This window comes from Mesorhizobium sp. M7A.F.Ca.CA.002.05.1.1 (assembly GCF_003998335.1).
Taxonomy (GTDB): Bacteria; Pseudomonadota; Alphaproteobacteria; order Rhizobiales; family Rhizobiaceae; genus Mesorhizobium.
Genome location: NZ_RZQI01000529.1, coordinates 1 through 4244 on the forward strand (window position 1 = coordinate 1; position 4244 = coordinate 4244).

Here is a 4244-nt window from a genome sequence, read left to right on the forward strand (position 1 = left end):
CGGCTACAGACGAATTGGGCGCCATCGAATTGGACGCTTGCGGCTTGCTCATGGGATCTCCCGGAAGATAAAGGCCGCGCCCTGTCCGGGTGCACGCCGCACGACGATATCATTGCCCGCTATATCGTGTTGGACGGAATTGGCTGCAAGCAGCCTTGATGTCACATCGGCGTTCCGAACCGAAAAGACCACCGCTGCGAAGCGTAGATCTGTCGGCGCGCCGGCCGGCAGGCCGAAGCGCGCGGTGAAAGCCGCGCGGTCAAGCACGCTCAAATCCGCATTCGGCAAGGGAAAAATGCCGCCCTGCCCGTCGGCGGCCGGATCATCCACCGCCACGGAAATCAGCCCATGCTGCTTTCCGGGCGCATCGCTGACCGCCAAGATCTCGACAATTCCGGTCGCGCCGTTGGCGTGGGCCTGCAAAGCCGTGCGATCAACATCAGGCGCGTTGACCCGCTCGCAGGCAAACAGGAAGGCGTCCGTGGCCTCGGCTCCGGCCGCAAAGGCGAGCTTGAACGACGCGACGTCGCTTTTGCCGGCCGGGTCGGTGAAGGCGCGCGAAAAACCCAGCATGTCTCCCGCCGAGATGCCGGCATCGACATAGCGTGCATGGTCGGCATCGGCATTGCCCGTGCCCAGAACAATGGCGGAAAATCCCTCGTCGCCGTTGCTGTCGCGATAGGCGCGATCACGCGCGACGAAGACATTGCCGTCTGCGATAGCCTTTGCCGCCACCTGCTCGTCGCCGACCGCCAAAGGTTCGAGATAGGTGCCGTCGGCCAGGAAAACACAGCAGTTTTCCGTTCCGAACGGATGGATACCGGCCGGGGCAACGACGAAGCCAAGCGCGGTGAGCCGGCCTCGCGCCACATCGAGGCTGTGCGTCGGCAGCACCAGATGATCGAGCGGATGAGTGCCTGCGGCTGCGGTTTTGGTCATGCAGGCGCGATGTGCATCATTCCGCAAAGCCGTTCAAGACTTGATCGCAATACCGGCCAGTTCGCCCGTCAATTCACCGGCCGTCGAAAGGCGCCCTTGGAGCAAGGTTCGATCAGCTCCCCGCGACGACATCGGCGGAATAGCGCAGTTCACGCATTGGTTTGACCTTGCTGGTGGTCTGCGCGTAGAGCGGGTGCGCCTTGTAGGCGGCCAGCGCGGCGTCATCGGCGAACTCCGCATAGACGACCACGTCGACCTCATCGGACAGCGGGTCCACCTTGGTGTTGAGCGTGACCTCGAACAGGCTGGAATGAGGAATGTCGCCGAGCGCCAGCAAGCCGGTGCGCACGGCCTCGACATCCTCTTTTCGCCGCGCGCTGAAGAAAACGATATGCCGGATCAACCCCGCCTCCTCGATCAAAGTGCCGGGGTCTTTTGTGACGGCAGGACGTTGGCGTCAATCGACAAGGATGTCGCGGCTGCTGCCACTGGAGTTAAGCTTTGCTGGTAACATATCGCACAACATGGCTAAGCTCTCTCACAGCGGTGTCGAGATAGCGGCCCTGATTGTACATGCCATCCCAGATCAAAAAAAATGCGATGGCGGCAATGACGATTACATAACGCATGGCTAAATCTATCGCACAAGGAATTCTGCGGTCATAGGCGTTTTTTGACGCGCTGCGCCTTGGCTGTGCACAGGCACAGATGCCCGCCGGCGGGAGCAATCTGCTTGGCACAGCCCCGCTTGCAGCCTGCCCCTTGAAGTTTCCCCGCATGACGTGGAAGATTGTCGCACGGATTCACCGGGAAGCGCTGAAGCTCTGGTAGGGGGCGCGCACTTCGTTCGAGCCCGCTCGCCGACGAACCGGTCGCGGCGGCGTTCGAAGCTGGCGAATGATCCAAGAGAACCGTGGTCCGGCAATTTGCGCCGGCACCGCGGAAATCCAGGGGCATGAGATGGCGCAAAAGGAACATGTTGGCGTAGCATTGAGCGACGCGGTCAGGCTCGATGAATTCAACTTCGCGGAGATCGTCAAAGGTCTGCCGGCGAAAGCGCGCATGGTGCTGTCGGCGGCGATGAACCTGCCTCGCGGTTCGCTCAGGGTGAGGCTGCCGGACGGCCGCGCCGTGCTCGTCGGCGGCAAGGGACCTGGCCCGGATGCCGAACTGGTGCTGAAGAATTGGCGCTTGCCCGGCCGCGCCTTTTCCGGCGGCACGATCGGCGTTGCCGAATCCTATATGGACGGCGATTGGGAAAGCCCTGATGTGACCAGCTTCCTGGAGCTGTTCGTGGTCAATTCGGTCATTGGCGAGCGTATCGCGGGCGGCACCAGTTGGCTGATCAACACCGTCCAGCGCATCCGCCACTGGTTCAACCAGAACACGCGCACCGGTTCGAAACGCAATATCTCGGCGCATTACGACCTCGGCAACGCCTTCTACAAGGAATGGCTCGATCCGAGCATGACCTATTCCTCGGCGCTCTACACGACCGGTGCCAACGACCTGGAAGGCGCCCAGGCCGCCAAATATCGCGCTCTGGCGAAGGATACAGGGATCGGTCCGAAGGACCATGTGCTGGAAATCGGTTGCGGCTGGGGTGGCTTCGCCGAATTCGCGGCGCGCGAGATCGGCTGCCGCGTGACCGGGCTGACGATCAGCCGCGAGCAGCACGATTTTGCCACGGCTCGCATCGCCAGGGCTGGTCTTGCCGACAAGGTCGACATCAAGCTGCAGGATTATCGCGACGAAACCGGCACCTATGACCGCATCGCCTCGATCGAGATGTTCGAGGCGGTCGGCGAGAAATACTGGCCGGTGTTTTTCGGCAAGATGAAGGCCTGTCTAAGGCCTGGCGGCACCGCCGGCCTGCAGATCATCACCATCAACGAAGCCGCCTACGACACCTATCGCGCAAGGCCGGATTTCATCCAGCGCTACGTCTTCCCGGGCGGCATGCTGCCGACGCCGTCGATCCTGAAGGCGCTCGGCAAGGATCATGGCCTTGCCCATCTGCGCGAGCGCGTGTTTCCGGACGACTACGCGCGCACGCTTGCCGAGTGGCGCCACCGGTTCTGGGCGTCATGGGAAAAGATCGTCCCGCTCGGCTTCGACGACCGGTTCAAGAAGCTCTGGGAGTTCTACCTGCACTATTGCGAGGCCGGATTCCGCGCCAGCTACATCGACGTGCGCCAAGTGGTCTACAAGGCGTAAGCCGACACGCTCTTGAACAGGCTATGTCGAGCATGATCGCGACATAGCCGCGTCGTCGCCGTCAAAAAGTCCGATCGCGAAGCAGAATGCCGCGCAGGACGGACGAATCGGAAATCACCTGATGCGCAGACGGACGATCTTCTTCGGCGTCATTGGTGTCGCTGCGGTGGGCATCTGGCTCAACAACACCTCGCTGTTATCGAGTCGCCCCGCCGGCAAGCCGGAGATGCTTGCCCATCGCGGCCTTGCCCAGGATTATTTGCGCGCAGGCATGACAGGACAGACTTGCACGGCCAGTCGCATGTTGCCGCCGCGCCATGGCTACCTCGAAAACACAATTCCCTCGATGGAGGCCGCCTTCGCGCTGGGCGCTGACGCGCTCGAACTGGATGTTCACCCGACGACGGACGGCAAGTTCGCCGTCTTCCATGACTGGACGCTGGATTGCCGCACGGAAGGCAAGGGAGAAACGCGCAGCCATTCCATGGCCGAGTTGAAGACCCTCGATGTCGGCTATGGCTATACGGCGGATGGCGGCAAGACCTTTCCATTCCGCGGCAAGGGTATCGGCATGATGCCATCGCTGGATGAGGTTCTGGCGCACTTCCCGGCCCGCCGCTTCAACATCAACGTCAAGAGCAACGATCCGGGCGAAGGCGAAAAGCTGGCCGCCTGGCTTGCCACGCTGTCTCCAGCCGAGCGCGGTTATCTGTCGGTCTATGGTGGCGATAAGCCGATCGCCGCCGTCAAGGCAGCACTGCCGGACATGCATACGCTAAGCCGCGCATCGCTGACGCAATGCATCCTGCGCTATGCCGCGATTGGCTGGAGCGGCTACGTTCCGGATGCCTGCCGCAGAGGCACCTTGCTCATCCCCGTCAACGTCGCGAAATGGATGTGGGGGTGGCCGAACCGGTTTCTCGATCGCATGCAACGAGTCGACAGCCGCGTCTATCTGCTCGGCCCTTATTCCGGCGGCGACTTTTCGCAAGGGCTCGACGATCCCGAACTGATCAAGCAACTGCCGGACGGCTATTCCGGCGGCATTTCCACGGATGCGCTGGATCTCGTCATGCCTGACATCAAGG

At 61.9% G+C, this 4244-nt stretch carries 4 protein-coding genes; 2 read left to right on the forward strand and 2 right to left on the reverse strand.

Going from position 1 to position 4244, the window contains the following annotated elements:
* Window positions 1-48 precede the first annotated feature (48 nt).
* Together EN939_RS23170 and EN939_RS23175 are read right to left on the reverse strand one after the other, a co-directional pair.
* Window positions 49-939 carry a VOC family protein gene (locus tag EN939_RS23170; RefSeq protein ID WP_127269947.1) on the reverse strand — a complete coding sequence of 297 codons (891 nt, stop codon included), beginning with the start codon at window positions 937-939 and terminating at the stop codon, window positions 49-51.
* A gap of 112 nt (window positions 940-1051) precedes the next feature.
* Window positions 1052-1342, reverse strand: coding sequence for a Dabb family protein (locus EN939_RS23175; protein WP_023812050.1), 291 nt, complete (start codon window positions 1340-1342; stop codon window positions 1052-1054).
* Between the two features lie 557 nt (window positions 1343-1899).
* Between EN939_RS23175 and EN939_RS23180 the strand changes: the two genes are divergently transcribed.
* Window positions 1900-3156, forward strand: coding sequence for an SAM-dependent methyltransferase (locus EN939_RS23180; protein WP_127269951.1), 1257 nt, complete (start codon window positions 1900-1902; stop codon window positions 3154-3156).
* A gap of 121 nt (window positions 3157-3277) precedes the next feature.
* On the forward strand, window positions 3278-4244 hold a 967-nt coding region (locus EN939_RS23185), incomplete at its 3' end, for a glycerophosphodiester phosphodiesterase family protein (RefSeq protein WP_127269949.1).

Excerpts from the sequence above, each read along its gene's own strand:
- EN939_RS23170 (WP_127269947.1), bottom strand. The coding sequence starts at position 939 with ATGACCAAAACCGCAGCCGCAGGCACTCATCCGCTCGATCATCTGGTG.
- EN939_RS23180 (WP_127269951.1), top strand. The coding sequence starts at position 1,900 with ATGGCGCAAAAGGAACATGTTGGCGTAGCATTGAGCGACGCGGTCAGG.